Source organism: Streptomyces sp. NPDC087787 (assembly GCF_044743035.1).
GTDB lineage: Bacteria > Actinomycetota > Actinomycetes > Streptomycetales > Streptomycetaceae > Streptomyces.
Genome location: NZ_JBIUVQ010000002.1, coordinates 413,642 through 430,866, shown reverse-complemented (window position 1 = coordinate 430,866; position 17,225 = coordinate 413,642). Strand labels below are relative to the sequence as shown.

Annotated in this window: 10 protein-coding genes and 3 pseudogenes; 8 read left to right on the top strand and 5 right to left on the bottom strand. The window is 70.9% G+C overall.

Features of this window, described 5'->3' with window-relative positions; all coding sequences use genetic code 11:
* Window positions 1-36 precede the first annotated feature (36 nt).
* Window positions 37-1,746: a DUF885 domain-containing protein gene (locus ACIOWN_RS05945; protein ID WP_362352894.1), complete on the bottom strand. Its 1,710-nt coding sequence runs from the start codon at window positions 1,744-1,746 to the stop codon at window positions 37-39.
* Between the two features lie 296 nt (window positions 1,747-2,042).
* Here ACIOWN_RS05945 and ACIOWN_RS05940 point away from each other — a divergent pair, with 296 nt between their 5' ends.
* From ACIOWN_RS05940 to ACIOWN_RS05910, 7 genes are all read left to right on the top strand, one after another.
* On the top strand, window positions 2,043-3,503 hold the full coding sequence (locus ACIOWN_RS05940) for an ABC transporter substrate-binding protein (protein ID WP_362352896.1): 1,461 nt from the start codon (window positions 2,043-2,045) through the stop codon (window positions 3,501-3,503).
* Between the two features lie 54 nt (window positions 3,504-3,557).
* Window positions 3,558-4,544: an ABC transporter permease gene (locus tag ACIOWN_RS05935; RefSeq protein ID WP_362352899.1), complete on the top strand. Its 987-nt coding sequence runs from the start codon at window positions 3,558-3,560 to the stop codon at window positions 4,542-4,544.
* An 85-nt stretch (window positions 4,545-4,629) separates the two neighbouring features.
* Window positions 4,630-6,489: an oligopeptide/dipeptide ABC transporter ATP-binding protein gene (locus ACIOWN_RS05930; protein ID WP_362352900.1), complete on the top strand. Its 1,860-nt coding sequence runs from the start codon at window positions 4,630-4,632 to the stop codon at window positions 6,487-6,489.
* Window positions 6,486-7,541 (top strand): ABC transporter ATP-binding protein, encoded by a 1,056-nt coding sequence (locus ACIOWN_RS05925; protein ID WP_362352903.1) that lies wholly within the window; start codon window positions 6,486-6,488, stop codon window positions 7,539-7,541. The genes ACIOWN_RS05930 and ACIOWN_RS05925 overlap by 4 nt, the downstream gene beginning before the upstream one ends.
* Complete coding sequence (locus ACIOWN_RS05920; protein WP_362352906.1) at window positions 7,538-8,875, top strand: FAD-dependent oxidoreductase; 1,338 nt, start codon at window positions 7,538-7,540, stop codon at window positions 8,873-8,875. The genes ACIOWN_RS05925 and ACIOWN_RS05920 overlap by 4 nt, the downstream gene beginning before the upstream one ends.
* 71 nt (window positions 8,876-8,946) lie before the next feature.
* Window positions 8,947-9,936: a pirin family protein gene (locus tag ACIOWN_RS05915; protein WP_362352909.1), complete on the top strand. Its 990-nt coding sequence runs from the start codon at window positions 8,947-8,949 to the stop codon at window positions 9,934-9,936.
* A 42-nt stretch (window positions 9,937-9,978) separates the two neighbouring features.
* The gene (locus tag ACIOWN_RS05910) at window positions 9,979-10,317 is read left to right on the top strand and encodes a GNAT family N-acetyltransferase (RefSeq protein ID WP_362352912.1); all 339 of its coding nucleotides are present in this window, start codon (window positions 9,979-9,981) and stop codon (window positions 10,315-10,317) included.
* A 90-nt stretch (window positions 10,318-10,407) separates the two neighbouring features.
* On the opposite strand, the pseudogene ACIOWN_RS05905 reads toward ACIOWN_RS05910, so the two are convergent.
* The 4 genes and pseudogenes from ACIOWN_RS05905 to ACIOWN_RS05890 form a co-directional block, all read right to left on the bottom strand.
* Window positions 10,408-11,541 (bottom strand): annotated as a pseudogene (locus ACIOWN_RS05905) (family 16 glycoside hydrolase); the annotation flags it as partial.
* A 9-nt stretch (window positions 11,542-11,550) separates the two neighbouring features.
* Window positions 11,551-13,500 (bottom strand): annotated as a pseudogene (locus ACIOWN_RS05900) (ThuA domain-containing protein); the annotation flags it as partial.
* Window positions 13,501-13,506: 6 nt separating this feature from the next.
* A pseudogene (locus ACIOWN_RS05895) lies at window positions 13,507-14,442 on the bottom strand (ThuA domain-containing protein); the annotation flags it as partial.
* Window positions 14,443-14,731: 289 nt separating this feature from the next.
* The gene (locus ACIOWN_RS05890; protein ID WP_362352915.1) at window positions 14,732-15,754 is read right to left on the bottom strand and encodes a multicopper oxidase domain-containing protein; all 1,023 of its coding nucleotides are present in this window, start codon (window positions 15,752-15,754) and stop codon (window positions 14,732-14,734) included.
* 515 nt (window positions 15,755-16,269) lie between these two features.
* Between ACIOWN_RS05890 and ACIOWN_RS05885 the strand changes: the two genes are divergently transcribed.
* A partial coding sequence (locus ACIOWN_RS05885) for an OmpL47-type beta-barrel domain-containing protein (protein WP_401980622.1) occupies window positions 16,270-17,225 on the top strand: 956 nt, incomplete at its 3' end.

The following is a 17,225-nucleotide window of genomic DNA, read 5'->3' as shown; positions in this document are numbered from 1 at the left end:
CTGTCAAGCCATGCGGCGGCCGGAATGAACCGGACGTCAGCCCAGTTCTCGCACCACCCGCCGGCGCAGGACGGGAAACGGCAGCGCACCGCCGCCCAGCACGGCCTCGTGGAAGTCGCGCACGTCGAACTCCGCGCCCGCGCGGCGCTCACACGCCGTCCGCAGATCCCTGAACTCCGCGTAGCCCGCCCGGTACGACAGTGCCTGTCCCGGGAGATCGGTCGCGTAGCGCAGCAACTCAGTCGCGATCTGCCCGTCGGACTCGGCGGCCGCGTGGGCACGCATGAAGGCGCGCGCCTGCTCCGTGGTCATCGTTCCGAGGTTGAGCCCGGTGTCGACGACGAGGCGCTGCGCGGTGAACCGTTCGTGAGCCAGGCGCCCGTACGCGTCCCACGGGTCGTCGTACAGGCCCATCTCCCAGCCGAGCCCTGCCGCGTACTCCGCCCAGCCCTCCTCGAACCCGCTGAAGGCCTCCAGTTCGCGCCGCAGGTCGGGCAGGGCGGCGTTCTCGGACTGGCGGGCGAGGTGGAAGTGGTGGCCCGGCGCCAGCTCGTGGTAGATCAGCGCGGCCGCGCCGAGCAGCGAGCGGTGCGCCAGGTCCGAGGCGTTGTAGCGGTAGCACCCCACCGGTCGCGCGGCGGTGGGCGGGTCGTAGTAGCCGAAGGTCATGGACGCCTCCAGCGCCGGGTCGAGGCGGGCCACGCCGTAGGGGGCGTGCGGCAGGGTGGCGAACCAGCGCGGCAGCAACGGTGTGAGGCGGTCGAGGTGCCCGCGGTAGCGGGCCTCGACCTCCTTCGGGGTCGCCGCGTACAGGCGAGGCTCGGTCGCGAGCCGCTCGTGGAATTCCGCCTCCGTTCCCGTGAAGCCGAGTGCGCTTCGCGCGTCCCGCATCCGTTCGGTGAGTTCGTGGCAGTGCTCCCGGCCGAGTTCATGGAGGCGTTCGGGTGGTGTCTCGCCGGATGTGTACGTGCGGACGAAGGCGCGGTACGCCTCCTCGCCGCCCGTGTACTGGGACCACCCGACGGACTGCGGCGCGCGCCGCAGATAGTCCGGATCGCTGATGACGGCGAGGAGGCGGTCGAACGCCGGTTTGAGCTCGGTGGCCACGACTCGTTCCACCCCGTCGTGCAGACGGCCCCGGCTCGCCGCGTCGAGCCGGGTGAGCCGCTCGGCGTCCGCCTCGGCGTACCGTGCCGCCGATGCCCGCAGACGGGTGAGGGTCGTGCGGACCCCGGGCAGGGCCGGGGCCGGGACGAAGAAGCCGCGTGCCGCTTGCCCGGCGGCCTTGTCGCCGACCGTCGCGACATGGCGGGCGAGGTCCCGTACGAGGGACACATAGCGGTCCGCGTCGGCCCGGGACTCGAAGAGGAACGGGCGGAAGACCGTGTCACCGTACTGCTGCAGGCGGAAGAGCTGGTACGGCGTCGCCGTGGGGGTGAGCCAGTGGAACCGCCCCGCCTGCGCTTCCTGTTCGGCCAGAGCCTCCAGGAAGCCCGCGCTGTCGGCGGCGGGGCCGGCCGGCTCCGTGCGCTTCGACGTGCGCAGCCGGTCCAGCACCCCTGCCGCGAATGCGGCGCGCTCGTCGGCCTCCGCTGCCGACACCCCCGGCAGCGACTCGACGGGCAGCCCGCGTCGCGTCCGCAGCGACGGCTCGCGTGAGAGCAGGAACTCCCAGTAGGAGGCCGCGAGACGGTCGACCTCCTTGGCCGTCGAGCCGTCCGCTGAGTCCGGAATGTGAGTCGTCATGGCGCCAGTGTGCGCCGAGCTGACGCCCCGTCACCGTCATCGGTGGGCGCGCCGCGTGGCGGGCGGCCTCACTCGGACGGGGGAAATGGGCCGCCGTATGCGCAGGCAGCCCGGGAACGCCGGTCCGGCGCCGTGATCGCGATGGCACGATGAACACCATGCACCGCCGAACCGTCTCGAATCCCGGGGCCCGGTCGGCAGTGGCGTCGGCTGCCGTCGCGTCAGCCGTGCTGGCGGGTTGCGTCGGCAACGGCGACGTGTCATCGACGCGCACTCCTGTCGTCGAGCGAGGCACGGTGACGATCGCCACCGCCTCCGAGACCCCGAGCTTCGACCCGTACTCGCAGTTCGGTACCGCCCTGGCTCCGTATGCCTACGACTCACTGGTCAACGTGGCACCGGACGGCCGGGTGGTGTCCGGTCTGGCCGAGAAATGGCAGGCCGGTGCCACCTCGGCGAGCTTCGTCCTGCGCAAGGGCGTGACCTGCTCCGACGGCACGGCCCTCACGGCTTCCGGTGTGGCACGCTCGCTGAGATACGCGAGCGATCCCCGGAACCGGCTGATCGGCGCCCGGGCAGCGCTGCCCGGTGTGCCCTTCACCGCGTCGGCGGACGACGCCGCGGGAAGCGTGTCGGTGCGGATGACGTCGCCGTACAGCTTCATCGTGCGGACGATCGGCCTGCTGCCCGTCGTCTGCCCCGCCGGGCTGGCGGGTCCCGGCGTACTCGACAGGAGGACGGAGGGCACCGGGCCGTACGTGTTGAGCGGGTACACCTCGGGCGGCCCGTACGTCTTCACGCTGCGCAAGGGGTACGCATGGGGGCCGGGCGGCACGGCCAACGCCACTCCCGGCCAGCCCGCGAGGATCGTGGTGACGGTGGTTCCCCAGGAGTCCACCGCGGCCAACCTGCTGCTCACGGGCGGCGTGAACATCGCCACGGTGACCGGACCGGACCGCGCGCGGCTGGCCGGACACGGCCTGGCCACCGCCGAGGTGCCGACCGTGGTGGGGCTGAGCTTCTTCAACGAACGCTCCGGCCGCCCCTTGAACGACCCGGTGCTGCGCCGGGCGCTTGTCGGCGCCCTGGACCGCAAGGGCCTCGCCAACGTGGCGATCGGCGGCGACGGAAAGCCCGCCGGCCATCTGACCGCCGCGGACTCCGTCTGCCACGCCGACGTGGCCGCCACGAACCTGCCCTCGGGCAGCGCCGTAGGCGCCCTACGGGCCGCGGGCTGGACGAAGGGGGCACGGGGCCGGCTGGTCAAGCACGGCAGGCCGCTGCGTCTGCGACTGCTCAGCAGCGGCGACTTCGGTTCCACACTTCCGTCGGTCGCGGAACTGATGGCCGTGACCTGGCGGGAGCTCGGTGCGGATGTCGAGCTCGTCACCGAGAGCCGCAACGCGGTGGTGCAGGCCATGTACCAGAGCGGAGACTTCGACGTCGTGGTCGGCAGCTCGCCGGGGCCGCAGCTGCCCGTGCAGCTCGTCCCGTACTTCTCCGGCCCGCCGCCGTCGCGGGGGCTGAATTTCGCGCACGTCGCCAACCCGGAGTACGACGGCTTCGCCGCCCTCGCGATGCGCTCGCCGGGCGCGGCCAGTTGCGCGGACTGGAACCGGGCCGCCGCCGCACTGTTCCGCTCGGCCGACGCGCTGCCCGTCGCGGACGGCACGAGCACGGTCTACGGACACCGGACGACGTTCGCCGTCGCTCCCGGCGGCCGGATCGTCCCGACCAGCATCCGCCTGCACGTATAGCAGCGGCGAACGCCCGGTGTGGCCGCACCGTCACCGAGTCGAGGAGGTTCCCCCATGGCGACCATGTCCGCACGGCTCGGTGCCCTGGCCCGGCACCACCCGTGGGTGGTGTTCTGCTGCCGGCGTTCGGCCCGGCTGACCGTCTCCCTCCTCCTGGTCGTCACCGGTTCCTTCGCGATGATCCGGCTGATCCCGGGAGACCCCGTCCGGGCCGCACTGGGCGTGGACGCCGCGCCGGACCTCGTGGCGGCGAAGAGGCGCGAACTCGGCCTGGATCATGACATGTTGACGCAGTACCGGCAGTACCTGCGCCACCTGGCGCACGGGGACCTCGGGGTGTCGCTGGTGACCGGCGAGCCGGTGGCCGACCTGGTCGGGGCACGCCTTCCCGCGACGCTGCTGCTCGCCGTCCTGGCGTTCGCCTGCGTACTCGTCGTCGCTCTCCCCGGCGGTCTGATCGCCGCCGTGTTGACCCGCGGCGGCCGGCGGCCCCGGACGGAACTGGCGTTCACCACCGTTACATCCGTCGCGGCCGGCATGCCGGACTTCGTCCTCGCGGCGGGCCTGACCGCGGGGCTGGCAGTCGCCCTGCGGCTCTTTCCGGTCGCCGGCGACCTCGGTCCCCAGTCCTATGTGCTGCCCGTGCTCGCGCTGGCGCTCGCTCCGACCGCGGTCCTCCTGCGGATCGTGCGCGTGGAGACACTCAAGGTCCTCGACGAGGACTATCTGCGCGCCGCCCGCGCGAAGCGGCTGCCCGCCGTCCCGCTCCATCTGCGCCACGTGGCGCCGAACACGCTGACCGCCTCGCTGACGGTCGCCGGGAACCTGCTGCCCGCCCTGATCGCCGGTACCGTGCTGGTCGAGAAGGTGTTCGCGTGGCCGGGCATCGGGTCGGCGATGGCACAGTCCGTGGCCGCGCAGGACTACGCGGTCGTGGAGGCGACGGTTCTCGTGCTGGGCGCGGCCGTGCTCGCGGTGAACTTCCTGGTCGATCTGGCCCTCGCGCTGCTCGACCCCCGATCGGCCATCCGGAAGACGTGATCCCATGGTGTCCTCACCTTTCCTGCCCGCGCCGCGCGCCGCTGGGCGCCGGTCTCGTCCGGCCCGGTCGGGCTGGGCTTCACCCATGGGCGTGATCACCCTGGCGATGCTCGGATCGCTCGCCGTTCTGGCCCTGGTGGGACCCGCGCTCTGGGGGCGGGCGGCCGACCGCCCCAACCCGTCGGCGGTGCTCCAGGGGCCCACCGCTGACCACCTTCTGGGCACGGACCATCTCGGACGCGACCTGCTCGCCCGGCTGCTCGTGGCGACGGGGCTCTCCTTGCTGCTCGCACTCGCGGCGACGCTGCTCGGGGCGACGGCCGGGATCACCCTCGGCGCGCTCACGGCCGTCGTGGGTGCGCGCACCCGCCGGATGCTGGGGGCCCTGATCAACCTCCTGCTGGCCTTCCCCGGACTTCTCGTCGCGATGTTCTTCGCGGTCCTCTTCGGCGCGGGCGCGGGTGGTGCGGTGTTCGCACTCGCGGTCGCCTACGCGCCGGGCTTCGCCCGGATCGCCCAGACCCTCGCCGCCAAAGTCGCCGACACCGACTTCATGGCGGCGGCGCGCGTGCTGGGACTGCGCCGCCACCGGCTCCTCCTGCGCCATGTCCTGCCCCACATCGCTGAGCCGCTGATGCTCAACACCACAGTCGCGGCGGGCTCGACACTCGTGGCCATGTCGGGCCTGAGCTTCCTCGGACTGGGCGTCCAACCGCCCTCCTACGACTGGGGGCTCCTGCTCAGCCAGGGGCTGGACCGCATCTACTCCGAACCCCTGCCCGCCGTGGCACCCGGTATCGCCATCGTCTACGCCGGCGTCGCCTTCCAACTGCTCGGCGAGATGCTGGCCAAAGCCGCCGCACGACGCACAGGCCCACGGCGGACGGCGGAGCCCGCGGCGCGCCCGGCCCGCGTCAACCGCCCGGCATCCGTCGACCTTGTGCTGGAGGTGGAGGATCTGCGCGTCGCCATTCCCACCGCGGCCGGAGTGGTCCGGCCCGTCCGCGGTGTCACCCTCGACCTGCGGCGCGGCGAGATCGTAGGGCTGGTCGGCGAGTCCGGCTCCGGCAAGTCACTCACGGCGCTCGCCGTCGCCGACCTGTTGCCGGACGACGCCGAGTCCACCTGGCGGACGCACCGCTTCCTCGGCGCGGACGTCACGTCACTGACGCGCAAGGAGCGGCGCGGACAACTCGCGACCGGAATGGCGGTGATCTTCCAGAACCCGGCGTCGGCCTTCAACCCGTCGCTCCGCATCCAAACGCAGATGACGGAGGCCGTGCGCGCACACCGCGACACGCCTCGCGACCAGGCCGTCGAGCAGGCCCTGACCGAGCTTCAGCGGGTCGCTCTCCCCGCCGGGCGCCGGTTGCTGCGGTCACGGCCCTTCCAGCTCTCCGGCGGTCAGCGCCAGCGAGTGGCGATCGCGACCGCTTCCATGATGCGGCCCGACCTCGTCATCGCGGATGAGCCGACGACAGCCCTCGACGTCACCGTGCAGCGGCAGATCGTGGACCTGCTCAGCCGTGTCCGGCACGACAACGGCACCACGATCCTCTTCATCAGCCACGACATCGCCCTGGTGGCCCACACCTGCGACCGGGTCCTGGTCATGTACGCGGGAACCGTCGTCGAGAGCCTCCCGGCCCACGCACTGGCGACCGGAACACGGCACCCCTACACGCGGGCGCTCGTCGAATCCGTACCGGACATGACCACGGACCGCGGCCGCCCCCTGCGCACGATCGAGGGAAGCCCACCCGATCCGTACGGCGACACCTCGGGTTGCCCGTTCTACGACCGCTGCGCGCACCGGCAGGACCGGTGCGCCGAGGAGGCTCCCGTGCTGTCCCCTCTAGGCCCCGGCCACGAGGTCGCCTGCTGGCACCCGCTGCCCCGGCCGCTGTCCTGCGGACAGCGGGAGACCGAGGAGGCGGAGAAGTGAGCGCGGGACTGGAGTTGTACGACGTCACCGTTCGCCACCAGGGGACTCTCGGTGCCGTCACCGCGGTGGACGGCGTGTCACTGGAGGTTCCCGATGGCACGACAGTCGGTCTGGTCGGCGAGTCCGGCTCGGGGAAATCCAGTCTGGCCCGTGCCGTCGTGGGGCTGGCCGACTCCTGCTCCGGGCAGATCACCGTCGGCGGGCGGCAGTTCGGCGGGCGTGGCGCAGCCGCCCGGCGCCGGCTGGGGCAGCGGGTGCAACTCGTGTTCCAGGACCCGGACACCGCACTCGACCCACGCATGACGGTCCGCCAGACGCTGTCCGAAGCGACCGGTGCCTTCGTCCGTCTCGGCCGCCGCGATCGCGAACAGCGCATCGGAGCACTGCTCGAACTGGTCGGTCTCGACGCCCCGTGCGCCGACCGTCTGCCGGCGCAGCTCTCAGGCGGGCAGCGCCAACGCGTGGCCGTCGCTCGCGCGCTCGCCGTCGATCCGGCCGTCCTGATCGCCGACGAGGTCACCTCCGCCCTCGACGTGTCCGTCCGCGCGGCGCTCCTCACCATGCTCCGCGATCTGCAGCGGCGCATGGGCTTCGCGATGCTGTTCATCAGTCATGACCTCGCCGCTGTCCGCTCCGTGTCGGACGTCGTCGCGGTGATGTACCTCGGCCGAGTCGTCGAGGTCGCCCCGACCGAGGACCTGCTGCGCAGCCCCCGGCACCCCTACACCCGGATGCTGCTGGCCTCCGTGCCGGACCTGCGGGCCGTGGGCCGGCCGGCCGAGGAACCGCTCCTCGCCTGGGAGGTACCCGACCCCGCGGCGCCGCCTTCCGGGTGCCGCTTCCATCCGCGCTGTCCCGTCGGGCCGAACAGGCGTCCCGAACGCGGCATCTGCGTGACGCTGGATCCCCAGGCGGATGCGGCCGGCCGTCCCCACCGCGCGGCGTGTCACTTCCCGACGGCCGCCGAGGACCGCCCGCCGCACGCCAGGAACGCGCACCCGGACGGGAGCGGTGACCGGGCACCCAGGATCACCGGGGAGCTGCCGTCATGACGATCAGGGAGCCGGACAGGGTTCCGTCCGGCGCGGACGCGGTCGTCGTAGGGGCCGGCGTGATCGGTGCCGCGGTGGCTCTGGAGCTGGCGCGCGCCGGCCGACGGGTCGTGGTCGTCGACAAGTCCGGCGGCGCCGGCCATGGATCCACCAGCGCCTCGAGCGCGATCATCCGTTTCAATTTCTCGACCTGGGAGGGCGTCGCCGTCGCATGGGAGGCGCACTACTGCTGGGCACGGTGGGCGGACCACCTCGGCACCTCCCGCGGCCCCGCCCTGGCGGGCTTCCGGCGGACCGGAGCGGTCCTGCTCGACGCGCCGGACTCCGGAACGTCCGACGCCGTCGCGTTGTTCGAGCGCGTCGGCGTGCCCTACGAACGCTGGGATGCCGCCACGTTGAGCAGCCGGATCCCCGGCATCGACACGGGACGCCACTGGCCCCCCAAACCCCTCCACGACGACGCCTTCTTCGCCGGGCCTCAGGGAGAGCTCGGCGCACTGTTCACACCCGACGCGGGCTTCGTCGACGATCCGCGGCTCGCGGCTCAGAACCTCGCGGACGCGGCGATCGGCAGGGGAGCGCGCTTCCTCTTCCGCCGCACGGTCACCGGTGTCCTGCGCGGCGGGGACCGGGTGAGGGGCATTCGGCTCGCCGATGGCACCAGGATCGCGGCACCGGTCGTGGTCAACGCCGCCGGACCCTGGTCGGGCGCGTTGAACCGGCTGGCCGGGGTCGGGGCCGAGTTCACCGTCTCGGTCCGCCCGCTGCGCCAGGAGGTCCACCAAGTGGCCGCACCGGCGGGCCGGGGCGGCGTCGAGGACGTGCTCGGGCCGGTCGTGGCCGACACCGACCTCGGGACGTACGTCCGTCCCGCGCCCGGCGGACACCTGCTGATCGGCAGCACCGTGCCCGCCTGCGACCCCATGGAGTGGCTCGACGATCCCGACACGTGCGACCCCCGTCCGACTCCCTCGCGGTTCGAGACCCAGGTGACGCGGGTGGCACGACGGTTTCCGCTCCTCGGCGTCCCGAACCGGCCGACCGGAATCGCCGGCGTCTACGACGTCACGGACGACTGGTCCCCGGTCTACGACCGCACCGACCTGAACGGTTTCTATGTCGCCATCGGCACGAGCGGCAACCAGTTCAAGAACGCCCCCCTGGCCGGGCGGTTCCTCGCCACCCTGGTGGACCGCGTCGAGGCCGGCCACGACCACGACCGCGATCCGCTGCGGTACGTCGGTGAGCACACCGGAAACGTCATCGATCTGGCAGCGTTCTCCCGTAAGCGTCATGTGGCCGAGGGTGCCGCCTCCCGGACCGTCATGGGCTGACGTTGCGCCGGCGGCCCGGTGTCAAGCATGATAGTTGAATATAAAACGATTCTTGAGGGAGGCGGTCCACGGTGAGCAACGCCGAGACGAAACCGGTGGAAATGCGGTGCGGCGGGCCGGCGGACGGCGAGCCGGCGACCGAGGCGGTCCTGGTCGACGTCCTGACCTCGCGTGATGTTCCCCTGGGCGGCCCCCGGGCGATGACCGTGCGGCGGACCCTGCCGCAGCGCGCCCGGACCCTGATCGGTGCCTGGTGCTTCGCCGACCACTACGGCCCCGACGACGTCTCGGCGACCGGCGGCATGGACGTCGCCCCGCATCCGCACACCGGGCTCCAGACGGTGAGCTGGCTGTTCAGCGGGGAGATCGAGCACCGCGACAGCCTGGGCAGCCACGCCTACGTGCGGCCCGGCGAGCTGAACCTCATGACCGGCGGGTACGGCATCAGCCACTCGGAGGTCTCCACCCCGCGGACCACCGTCCTGCACGGCGTCCAGCTCTGGGTGGCGCTGCCGGAGGAGCATCGCGGCGCCGACCGCGACTTCCAGCACCACGCACCCGAGCCCGTACGGACCGACGGCGCCGAGATCAGGGTCTTCCTGGGCTCCCTCGCCGGCCGCACCTCCCCGGTACGGACCTTCACGCCCCTGCTCGGTGCCGAGATCGTCCTCCAGCCGCGCGCGGCCCTCACCCTCGCCGTGGACCCCGGCTTCGAGCACGGCCTCCTGGTCGACCAGGGAGAGGTACGCCTGTCCGGCACCCTCCTGGGCCCCGCGGAGCTGGGTTACGCCCACCCGGGCACCGGCGCGCTGACCCTGACGAACGAGTCCGACGACATCGCGCGGACGGTCCTGCTCGGCGGAGCCCCGTTCGAGGAGGAGATCGTCATGTGGTGGAACTTCATCGGGCGCAGCCACGAGGACATCGCCAAGGCCCGGGACGAGTGGCAGAACGCCTCCGACCGCTTCGGCGCCGTCGAGGGGTACCCGGGGGACCGGCTTCCCGCCCCCGCGCTGCCGAACGCCGTCATCACACCGCGCAGGAACCCACCGCGCCACTGATCCGTCCGACGTGTCACCGACCCCACCCCGAGAGGAAACCCGATGAGCCGGTCCTCCAGCTCCGCGACCGTCCGGCGGACGGACGCCAAGCACCGCTACGAGATCCTGGTCGACGGCGAGCGCGCCGGGCTGGCCGCGTACCGCGACCACGGTGACCAGCGCGTCTTCTACCACACGGTGGTGGACGACGCCTTCGCCGGACAGGGCCTGGCCTCCCGGCTGGTCCAGGAGGCGCTCACCGACGTGCGCGAGTCCGGGAAGCGGATCGTGCCCGTCTGCCCGTACGTGGCCGGGTTCCTGAAGAGGCACGAGGAGTTCGCCGACATCACCGACCCCGTGACCAGCGAGATCCAGCACTGGCTGGATGCCCAACTGGGCTGACCGCCCGCACGGGCAGCGGGAAGGCGGCGGGAAGACGCGAGAGCCGGGCCCGGGGCGGCAGCCCCGGGCCCGGCTCCTTCTGCCGTCCGGCTACAGACCGCGTACCCGGATGTTGCGGAACTCGATCAGATCGGTGTCGCTGTGGTTCTGCAGCCCCACGTACCCGCTGAGGAACTGACGCAGGTCGGTGGGCGGGTCACCCGCACGGGACGACGACTTGCCGGGCGTGTTGTCGAACTCGTTGATCACCACGCCGTTCCGGATGATCGTGTAGTGCTGTCCGACCGCACGCACCTCGTAGTCGTTCCACTGGCCCTTCGGGGTCACCCCCGCCTTGTCCAGGCCGAGCGACTTGAAGTTGTAGACGGAACCGGTCTTCTGGACCTCGCCCGCGGCGCCGTCGTAGATCTGGATCTCGTGGCCGCAGTAGATCGCGACCCACTCGGGGGCGGTGCGGGCCGAGCCGACCGTGCCGCAACTGCCGTCCGGGCGGTCCGCCAGCGGTGTCCTCGGGTCCGGGAACCGGATGAAGACCCCGCTGTTGGCGTTGGCGCTGCCCGGCGCCACGTCACGGAACTGGAGCCTGACCGAGAAGTCCTTCAGCTCCTGCTTGGCGTACCACAGCATGCCCATGCCGCCGGAGCTGCGCATGGTGCCGTCCGGCTGGAGCGAGAAACTGCCCGCTCCGGCCTGACGCCAGTCGGCCAGACTCGCCGCGGTCCCGTCGAAGATGGGCTTGTACCCGGCGACCTTGCCGATCTCGCTCTGCGCCGCCGCCTTGCTGATCGCCGACGACTCGCGGTTGTCGAGGACGCCCTGCTTGCGGAGGTCGTTGACCACGGAGTTGACGTGACTGACGAACTCCCCGTGGTTCGGCCAGGAGGCTTCGTCGTCGATCAGGTCGTTGACGGTGCAGCCGCCGCCGGCCCGGTGGTTGGTCACGCCCGTGTCGGTGTCCAGCAGGTGGACGGTCGGCCGGGCGTCGGGAGCCGGGCAGCCGGCCTTGGCGTCGAACGTCGCTGTGGCCTTCTCGCCGTCGGCGTAGGTGACCGTCAGCTTCGCGTGGTACGTGCCGTAGTCGGCGTACGTGTGGGCCGGGTTGGCCTCGCGCGAGGGCCTGCTGCCGTCGCCGAAGTCCCACTCCCAGGCCACACCACCGGCCTTGGCGCTGGAGAACGCCACCGTCTTCGGCTTGCTCTGGGTGACCACCCGCGCCCCCGCGTCCTGCGGCTTCGGGGTGGCCGGACCGCCCTGGTAGGTGATGCGGACGAGCTTCTGGTTGTTGGCCAGGCTGAAGAAGCCGCCCGCGTAGTCGAGCATGTACAGGGCGCCGTCGGGACCGAACTTGGCGTCCATCCAGCTCTGTATCTGGGTGGCGCCGCCGCCCGGCGCGATGATGCCGCGCAGGTCCTCACCGAAGGCCGGCGCGCCCTGGTCCTTGACGCGGTCGGGGTCGAGGGTCACCGCGACCCGGTTGTTGGCGTTGGACTCGTCACCGATGAACCACTTGTCCTCCCAGTAGGCCGGCCAGGCGACACCGCTCTTGGTGTCCACCTGGGAGCGGTGGTAGGTGGGACCGGACATGACGGCCTGGCCGCCGCCCTTCAGGTACGGCTGGGTGTAGGTTGCCTCGCTGTCGACGTAGCTGGGAACGCCGCTGCCGTCGGAGCGCTCGGGGAACACCGGTCCGCCGCCCTGGGGCGAGTACCAGATCATGTTGTCGCGGGCCGGCGGGATGTCCACCAGACCGGTGTTGCGCGGCGACTCGTTCTTGAGGTGGTCGCAGTCGTACCAGCCGGTGAGGACCTTGGCGTCGGTGCTGCTGCGGTCACGGTAGGGCTGCCGGTTGCCCATGCAGTACGGCCAGCCCTGGTTGCCCGCGGAGGTGATGACCGTGGCCGTCTCGTACTTGGCCGGGCCCAGGTCCGGGCTGGAGGCTCCCGCGTCCGGGCCGACCCAGCCGGCGTTCAGCCAGTTGTGCACCGGGTCGACGGAGAGCCGCGCGATGTTGCGGACACCCATCACGTAGATCTCGGGGCGGGTCTTGTCCGTGCCCGGCGCGAAGAGGTTGCCCTTGGGGATGGTGTAGGTGCCGTCGGCCTCGGGGTGGATACGGATGATCTTGCCGTTGAGGTCGTTGGTGTTGCCGGAGGTACGGCGTGCGTCCTGGAACGAGACGCCCTTGTAGTCCTGCGTCCAGTTGTTCCCGGAGTAACCGTCGGACCCGCCGGAGGAGTTGTTGTCGCCGGAGCCGATGTACAGGTTGCCGTCCTTGTCGAAGGACATGCCGCCACCGGCGTGGCAGCAGCTGTGGATCTGGGCGTCCCAGTGCAGCAGGTCCTTGCGGGTGTCCTGGTCGATGGACTCGGACGCGAAGTCGTAGGTCAGCCGGGAGACCGTCCGCTGACCGATCCGCTTGTCGCGGTCGATCGACTCGTGCGGCATCCAGTAGATGTAGATCCACCCGTTCTTCTCGAACTTCGGGTCGAGGGTGATGCCGACCAGGCCCTCCTCGTTCTTGACCAGTTCGTCGCCGCTGCCCCGGTTGCCCATCACGTCGAGCGTGGTGAGCAGCTTGACCTTCTTGGTCTTGGGGTCCCACTGGTGGATGGTGCCGCAGCCCAGGCCGACCTCGGGGTTGTTCCAGTCGACGATCGGGCCGGACGGGCAGGCGGCTTTGCCGATGTAGAAGGCCTTGCCGTCGGGGGCCATGGTGAGACCGTGCGGCTCACCGATCTGGTCGAGCTGCCCCGCCTGGTTCTGGGTGGTCAGCCGCTCGGTCTTGTAGTTGGACGCGATGGTCGCCTGGCAGTCGCCGCGCACCATGCCGGTCGTCCACTGGATGGCGCCGAGGAGGTGGCTCTGGAACTTCGTGTCGGTGGTGTAGCTCTCCTCGGTGCGGCCCATGCCGGTGTAGAAGGAGCGTCCGCCGTCGTAGTCGCGGCACCACGAGATCGGGTGGAACGCGCCGTTGGCGCCGGTGCCCGGCTTGTACTTCCACTCCTCGACCTGGGCGATGGTGTGGACCTTGCCGACCGGGTTGGGGTCCCAGTTGATCCACTGGTCGGAACGGGTCCAGTTCAGCGGCAGGCCCTTGTTGGCCGGGTGCTGACGATCCGTCACGTCGACGACGGCCTGCTGGACCTTGGAGGCCTGTGGAGGCGTCGGGTTGGCGTTGAACAGCCGCAGCTCGGCCAACTGGGTCAGCGGCTCACCGCTGTTCGCGGTGATCTCCAGCCGGTAGTGCTGGTAGGCCTGGCTGTTGGAGAACTGGAACTGCCTGGTCTGGAACCGCGACGGGAACGTCTCACCGCTCCGGGTGTCCAGGGTCGTCCAGTTCTGGCCGTCCTGCGAGCCCTGGAGCTTCCAGTCCCTCGGGTCCCGTCCCTGGAAGTCGTTGGCGGACGTCAGCGCGTAGTTGACCACCGCGGCCGGCTTGTCCAGCTTCATGGTGACCCAGGCGGTCGGCGTACGGGCCAGCCACTTGGTGTCGTCCTTGCCGTCGAACAGCTTGTCCTTGCCCTCGTTCGGCGGGTTCTCCGAGTTGACCGCGCTTTCGACGACCTTCTCGGCGTCGGGCAGGCCCAGGGCGGGTCGGGTGCCGATCAGCCCGGTGAACCAGGAGGAGTCGGACTGCGCCCGGGCGGCGTCGTGGACGCCGACGAAGCCGCCGCCGTTGTTGATGTACGACTGGAACGCGGCTTCCTGTTCGGCGTCGAGGGTGACGCCGTCGGCCGACAGGAACACCACCCCTCGGTACTTGGCGAGGCCGGCGGTGGTGAACACGCCCGTGTCCTCGGACTCGACGACCTTGAACCCGTTCTTCTCGCCGAGGTTCCCGATCGCCGCCGCGGCCTTCTTGACCGGGTCGTCCTGCTTGGCGGCCGGTCCGTGGAAGACCAGGACGTTCACCTGGCTCCCGGCCGCCGCGCCCTCGGTGTTCTCCGCGGGCGGCTGCGCGTTCGCCTGCACGGCCGGCAGCGTGGACAGCCCCACGGTCAGCGCGGCGCTGGACAGCAGGACGACGGCGCGGCGCCAGGACCACGCGTGACGAGCGGTCCGCACCGGACGCGACGGCGGTGCTCCGCTTCGTCGTGAGAGGGCGAACCGGTCTCTCTTGCCCATGGTTGCTCCTTGACTCGATCCGACAACGGAAGAGTGATCAGGGGATGGAGCGAGGGCTGCCGCGGCCGCCCCGCCCGGCGGGGGCCGGGTGCGGCGGGTTTCGGCGGGCGGTCACGAGACCCGGGAAGGACGGGTGCCGGAAGGGCGAGGTGGGTTCGCCCCGGGTCCTTGCGGGTGAGGACCGGCCGGCGGCAGTCGTACACGCCCGTCGGACCGTCAGGTGGTTCGACGGACGTGGCTTTGGGGGGCTTGGAGGCGGAGCCCGGATCGAGGGTCCCGCCGCTGCCCTCTAGTGGTCGTGCATGCCGCCGGGGGCCGTGCCGTCGGTCTTGGCCATGTGGTGGGGCATGCCGCCGGGGACCGAGCCGTCGGCTTCGGTCACCAGGAAGACGCCGGCCATGCCCATGTCCGAGTGGCTCTGGACGTGGCAGTGGTACATCCAGGCGCCCGCGCCCACCCGGTCACCCGCGATCACCTGGAATCCGAAGGAGTCCGCCGGGCCGACCGTCTTGGTGTCGATGACCCGGCTCACGTCCTGCGGACCCTGGAGGATACCGGTGCGGTTGTCCACCCAGCGGTGGCCGTGGATGTGCCAGGTGTGGAAGAAGTCCCCGTGTGTGATCACGATGAACTCCACTCGCTCACCGCGGACGGCCTTGAAGGTGGGCGCGTCGTGGGCGCCCCGGTTGTTGATCGTCATGTCGTTGAACACGACCGTGAACTGCTTGTCGGGCAGCACGTCGCCCTTGCGGCGCACGATCACGGGGCCGTAGAGGCCCTTTTTGATGCCGCCCGTGCCGTGCTCGGTCCCCACGTTGTGGTCGTGATAGTGCCAGTAGCCGGCGCTGCCGGCCTCCCAGGTCCCGCCCTGGTTCGACGGGGCGTGGGTGCGCCAGACGTAGGTCCGCCGGCCGCCCGGCTCGACGACGCTGTCGTTCATCCTGGTGCCGTCGCTGGCGACGTCGTAGTCCAGGCCGTGCACGTGCAGACTCGCGGCGACGTCCAGGTTGTTGACGACCTCGATGTTCATCGTGTCGCCCTCGGTCAGCTCGATGAGCGGGCCGGGGATCGTCGCCTCGCCCGGTTTCAGGCCGTAGCCCATTTCCCCGTTCGGCAGCTTCTCCATGTACAGGGTCAGGTTGCGGACGGTGCCCTTGTTGTTTCCCTGGCCGTTCCCCTCCACCGGCTTGTCCTTCGGGGCGGCGGCGGTCGCGGTGATGCCGAGCACCGTGGGTACGACCGCGGCAGCGGCTGCCCCGGTGGCGAAGGCCCGCCGGGAGAAGCGTCTCGTACCTGCGCCTGAGTCGGTCATCGTTCTCCAATCCTCTGAACGCGTGCGAACCCGGAGGCGTCGCGTGGTCGTGATGTGATCCGTCGCCGACGGCAGCCGTCCCGTCAGGGCGGTGTGCGGTGGTGCGCCGTGCCTTCGGGCCCGCGGGGGAGGCGGGACGGTCGCCGGATCGGCCTGCCGGTGAGGCCGTCCTGCTCGGCTCGATGTGCCGGATACGGCGGGGGATCGGGTCGGCTGGGCGAAGGGGGTTCGCCTCGGGACCGCATCACCGTAGCGGGCGCCCCTCCAGTTTTTCCAGACTCAGCTCAAAGTTGGTTGGATTGTGGCCATAGACCTTGGCGAGCCGTCAAAAGCCCGGTAGCTTCCCCAACGTTGCCGCACTTTGCGAGAGGTTGGGCCGCGGGACCCTGCGAGAGGCCGGGTCCGCGGGACTGGCCCCCTCGACGCGCTCCATCCCGGCGGCTGGTCGTCCACTAGACGGGACCGCGAGTGTCCCTGCGCGGTGCCGCACAAGCGAATTCGCGAAAGGTGCAGCGGTGTTCAGAAGACTGCTCCATGCCCAGACGGATCCGCCCCCCCCAGGATCGGCGCCACGCAGACTGTTCCGCGCACACCCGGTGCTGGCGGCGCTGGTGGCGGTCGTCTTCACGGCCTTCTCGCTGGCCGTGCCGGCCGCGTACGCGGCGGCGGGTCGCGGAACCGAGAAGGCGGCGGCCCAGGTGCTCACCTGGACGGCCGGCGACGACTACACGAAGTACACGTCGGTGCCCACCACCGCGGTGGCGGGACCGGCGACGATCGTGTTCGAGAACAGCGCGGCCACCGGCAACACCACCGGAATGCCGCACACGTTGACGTTCGACGTCTCGAACCCCGACTACAACAACGACGTCAGCCTCAACATCCAGGCGAGCCCCTTCGACTCCAACGGCGGCAAGTACACGGCCGAGGTCGTCCTCAAGCCCGGCGTCTACCGCTACTTCTGCGCGATGCCGGGCCACCAGTCGATGACGGGCCAGCTCGTCGTCACCGCCGCGCCCGGCGACGACGACACCACCGCACCGGAGACGTCGGCGACGGTCTCCGGCACGAAGGACGGGTCCGGCAACTATGTCGGCAGTGCGACGGTGACGGTGTCGGCTTCGGATTCCGGGTCGGGTGTGGCGAGTGTGGAGTACTCGCTTGATGGTGGTGCGTTCACGGCGTATGCGAAGCCGGTTGTGGTGAGTGAGGTCGGTGCGCATTCGTTGTCGTATCGGGCGTCGGACAAGGCGGGGAATGCGTCGGCGGTGAAGTCGGTGGAGTTCTCCGTGGTGGCGGCTGAGCCGGAGGACGAGACGCCGCCGGAGACGTCGGCGTCGGTGTCGGGGACGAAGGACGGGTCCGGCAACTTCGTGGGCAGTGCGACGGTGACGGTGTCGGCTTCGGATTCCGGGTCGGGTGTGGCGAGTGTGGAGTACTCGCTTGATGGTGGTGCGTTCACGGCGTATGC

Excerpts from the sequence above, each read along its gene's own strand:
- ACIOWN_RS05945 (WP_362352894.1), bottom strand. The coding sequence starts at position 1,746 with ATGACGACTCACATTCCGGACTCAGCGGACGGCTCGACGGCCAAGGAG.
- ACIOWN_RS05935 (WP_362352899.1), top strand. The coding sequence starts at position 3,558 with ATGGCGACCATGTCCGCACGGCTCGGTGCCCTGGCCCGGCACCACCCG.
- ACIOWN_RS05930 (WP_362352900.1), top strand. The coding sequence starts at position 4,630 with ATGGGCGTGATCACCCTGGCGATGCTCGGATCGCTCGCCGTTCTGGCC.
- ACIOWN_RS05920 (WP_362352906.1), top strand. The coding sequence starts at position 7,538 with ATGACGATCAGGGAGCCGGACAGGGTTCCGTCCGGCGCGGACGCGGTC.
- ACIOWN_RS05910 (WP_362352912.1), top strand. The coding sequence starts at position 9,979 with ATGAGCCGGTCCTCCAGCTCCGCGACCGTCCGGCGGACGGACGCCAAG.
- ACIOWN_RS05890 (WP_362352915.1), bottom strand. The coding sequence starts at position 15,754 with ATGACCGACTCAGGCGCAGGTACGAGACGCTTCTCCCGGCGGGCCTTC.